Genomic DNA, 3,046 nt, shown 5'->3' on the forward strand with positions numbered 1-3,046 from the left:
GGAAAGGGGCGCGTGGTCGGCCGGGGGGTGAGATCGGTGCGGGCCGACCGCGGCTGGTCGCGCCCGCGCCCGCGCGGCAGAGCCGCAGATCGGCACAGCCCCGCGCCGGCACAGCCCCGCGCCCCTGCGGCGCCTCAGCGCCCCGCACCTCGCACCCCGCGCCCCCGCGGACCCTCAGCGCAGACCCTGGTGCTTCTCCAGGAACTGTTCCAGCGCCTCCACCACGAACCTGTGGTCCTCCAGTTGCGGCAGGCCCGAGACCGTCACCGCGCCGATCACGCCGACGCCCTCCACGTTGATCGGGAAGGAGCCGCCGTGGGCCGCGTACTCGTCCGGGTCCAGGCGTGAGGACTCCTCGAACGTCGTGCCCTTGGCCCGGTGGCGGGAGCCCACCAGGTAGGAGGAGGCGCCGTAGCGCTCCACGACCCGGCGCTTGCGGGCGATCCAGGCGTCGTTGTCGGGGGCCGAGCCGGGCAGGGCCGCGTGGAAGAGCTGCTGGCCGGCCCGGTGGATGTCGATCGCCACCGGGGCCTGCCGTTCCCGGGCCAGCTCCACCAACAGCGAGCCGAGCGCCCAGGCGTCGTCGAACGTGAACTCGCGGAAGACCAGGCGCCGTTCCTGCGCCTGCAACTCCGCCAGGGGCGGGGTGATCTCCGGGGTGAACCTGGGGGTGATCTCGTGCGTCACAGCTGCACCGTCATTCCGTCTCGTGCCGAACGGCGGGCCGCCTCCAGGACTTCGAGGGCGGCAGCCGCCTCCGCGGCGGTCACCGGGTTGGGGCCGCCGTCGGCAAGGGCCTTCGCCACCGCAGCGTAATAGGCCGGGTAGTCGCCGGGCAGGGTCGGCACGGGGTCTCCGCCGCCGGTCAGCGGCGACTCGCCGGCGCCGATGTGCCCCCACAGCTCCTCGGGCTCCGTGCCCCAGCCGGGGCCGGGCCGCTCGCCGTCCCGCAGCGCCGCCTCCTGCGGGTCCAGGCCGTACTTCACATAGCCGGCCTTCGAGCCCAGCACCCGGAAACGCGGGCCGAGCTGGGCGGTCGTCGCGGAGGCGTACAGGTGGGATCGGACACCGTTGGCATGGGTGAGCGCGAGGAACGTGTCGTCGTCGGTCTCCGCGCCGGCGCGGCGCACGACCGACTCGGCGTAGACCTGCGTGACCGGGCCGAAGAGGACCAGCGCCTGGTCGACGACATGGCTGCCGAGGTCGTACAGCAGACCACCGATCTCCGCCGGGTCGCCGGACTCCCGCCAGCCGCCCTTCGGCTGCGGCCGCCACCGCTCGAACCGGGACTCGAAGCGCCATACGTCGCCCAGCGCGCCCTCGGCCAGGAGGCCGCGCAGCGTGAGGAAGTCGTTGTCCCAGCGGCGGTTCTGGAAGACGGAGAGGAACAGTCCGCGTTTCTCGGCCAGGCCGGCCAGCTCCCGCGCCTCGGCGGCCGTACCGGCGACCGGCTTGTCGACGACGACCGCGAGGCCCGCTTCGAGGGCGGTCCTGGCGAGCGGTACGTGCGTCCTGTTCGGGGACGCGATGACGATCAGGTCCAGGTCCCCGGAGCGGGCGAACAACTCGTCGGGGGTGCCGGCGACGCGGACGTCGGGGAACCCGGCGCGGGCCTGCTCCTGCCGCTCGGGGTTCGAGGTGACCACCGTGTCGAGGACGAGGCCCTCGGTGGCGGCGATCAGCGGGGCGTGGAACACGGAGCCCGCGAGGCCGTAGCCGATCAGGCCCACGCGGAGGGGAGTACCAGTCATGCGACCTACTTTCGCAACGCTGTTGCCAAAGTGCAAGCGCGGGGGAGAATGGGCCGCGTGAACAGGACCAACGGCGGCGGCACGGTGAGCGGCAAGGACGGCGGCGCGGGTGTCGTGACGAGTGGCGCGGCGGGCGCTGCCCTCGGCACGAACCTCCTCGCCGTGCGCAGTCACAACGCCGCCCTCGTGCTCGACCTCCTGCGCACGGCGGGACCGGACGGCATCAGCCGGCTCGAACTCGCCGAGCGCACCGGTCTCACCCCGCAGGCCGTCAGCAAGATCACCGCCCGGCTGCGCGAGGAGGGCCTCGCCGCGGAGGCCGGCCGCCGCGCCTCCACGGGCGGCAAGCCGCGCACGGTGCTGCGGCTGGTGCCCGGCGCCGCCCACGCGGTCGGCGTCCACCTCGACCGCGACGCCCTGCGCATCGTCCTCACCGACCTCGACGGGAGCGTGGTGGGGGAACGTCGGGGGCCCCTCGACCTGGGCGCGGGTGCCGAGGCGGTGCTCGGCGCGGTGGAGGGCGGGGTCGGCGAGGTGGTGAGGCACGCGCGGGGCCAGGCGTGGGCCGGGCGCCGCATCACCTCACGGCTGCTCGGAGTCGGGGTCGCCCTGCCCGGCCCGCTCGACCACACCCACGGAGTGCTGCACCGCGTCACCGGCTTCCCCGAATGGGACGGCTTCCCCCTGCGGGACGCCCTCGCGCGCCGGCTCGGCCTGCCGGTCGTCGTCGACAAGGACACCAACGCCGCCGCCCTCGGCCTCTCCGTCGGCGGCGAACCCGGCTCCTTCGCCTACCTCCACCTCGGTACGGGGCTCGGTGCCGGCCTCGTCATCGGCGGCCGGGTGCACCGAGGGGCCCGCACCGGCGCCGGTGAGTTCGGCCACCAGGTCGTCCAGCTGGACGGGCCGTCCTGCCCCTGCGGCAACCGCGGCTGCGTCGAGGCGCTCTGCCTCGCGGCCATCGGCCGGGGCGACCCGGCAGAGGCGGCACGCGTGCTGGGCACCGCCGCCGCCAACCTCGCCGGCCTGCTCGACATCGACCAGATCCTCCTCGGCGGACGCACGATCACCACCACGCCGGACCCCTTCGTCCGCGGAGTCGGCGCGGTCCTCGCCGCCCGCGCTGCCCGGGAGGGCTCCCCGGAGCCGGCCGTACCGGTGCGACTCGCCCCCGCCGGGAGCGCCGGCGTGGCGGAGGGCGCGGCCCACCTGCTGCTGGGACCGGTGTTCGGGCGGACGGACGTATGACGGACGTATGACGGACGTATGACGGACGTATGACGGACGTATAAGGA

The 3,046-nt window shown here is 74.7% G+C and carries 3 protein-coding genes; 1 reads left to right on the forward strand and 2 read right to left on the reverse strand.

Annotation, left to right across the window (positions count from 1 at the left end; genetic code table 11):
• Positions 1 to 174 precede the first annotated feature (174 nt).
• Together P1P75_RS40770 and P1P75_RS40775 are read right to left on the reverse strand one after the other, a co-directional pair.
• Positions 175 to 687: a heme-degrading domain-containing protein gene (locus P1P75_RS40770; protein ID WP_319264884.1), complete on the reverse strand. Its 513-nt coding sequence runs from the start codon at positions 685 to 687 to the stop codon at positions 175 to 177.
• A complete protein-coding gene (locus P1P75_RS40775) occupies positions 684 to 1,751 on the reverse strand; it encodes a Gfo/Idh/MocA family oxidoreductase (protein WP_319264887.1) in 1,068 nt (355 codons plus the stop codon). The genes P1P75_RS40770 and P1P75_RS40775 overlap by 4 nt, the downstream gene beginning before the upstream one ends.
• Positions 1,752 to 1,799: 48 nt before the next feature.
• Between P1P75_RS40775 and P1P75_RS40780 the strand changes: the two genes are divergently transcribed.
• On the forward strand, positions 1,800 to 2,999 hold the full coding sequence (locus P1P75_RS40780) for an ROK family transcriptional regulator (protein WP_319264890.1): 1,200 nt from the start codon (positions 1,800 to 1,802) through the stop codon (positions 2,997 to 2,999).
• The last annotated feature ends 47 nt before the right edge of the window (positions 3,000 to 3,046 follow it).

Origin of the sequence: Streptomyces sp. ID05-39B (assembly GCF_033794725.1) — a bacterium.
GTDB classification, from domain to species: Bacteria; Actinomycetota; Actinomycetes; order Streptomycetales; family Streptomycetaceae; genus Streptomyces; species Streptomyces bobili.